The following is a 499-nucleotide window of genomic DNA, read 5'->3' on the forward strand; positions in this document are numbered from 1 at the left end:
GGACGCGAACCGATCGTCGGCGTCTCGGCCGCTTCCCGCCTCACCGGCGACTCCCACGCCGCAAGGGCATCTGCCGTCACGGCACCTCGACGGCCCGTGATGGGACGATCGGTCGGTGACTCGATCTGCGCACCGCGCCCGCTCTCTTGAGGAGCTTGAGCCCGACCGTCGGCCGATCGCGCCGGGTGGCGAAACCCGGATGACGGCGACCGTGCGGGAGCTTCGGCGCAAGCGGATCGACGGTCTGACGGTGGAGGACCTGCGGCTGCTGATCAGGCAGGACGTGGGCCTTGCCCATCTTCTGCCGCTGGCGCTGGAAGCCCTCCGCCTCGACCCCCTGGCGGAAGGCGACATGTACGAGGGCGATCTGCTGGACGCGAACCGATCGTCGGCGTCTCGGCCGCTTCCCGCCTCACCGGCGACTCCCACGCCGCAAGGGCATCTGCCGTCACGGCACCTCGACGGCCCGTGATGGGACGATCGGTCGGTGACTCGATCT

The 499-nt window shown here is 70.1% G+C and carries 1 protein-coding gene; it reads left to right on the forward strand.

The genetic code is table 11. The features are described from left to right. Positions 1–115 precede the first annotated feature (115 nt). Positions 116–472 carry a contact-dependent growth inhibition system immunity protein gene (locus ACOV8S_RS31165; protein WP_448321843.1) on the forward strand — a complete coding sequence of 119 codons (357 nt, stop codon included), beginning with the start codon at positions 116–118 and terminating at the stop codon, positions 470–472. Positions 473–499 lie beyond the last annotated feature (27 nt).

The sequence above is a fragment of the Streptomyces sp. CO7 genome (assembly GCF_053474865.1).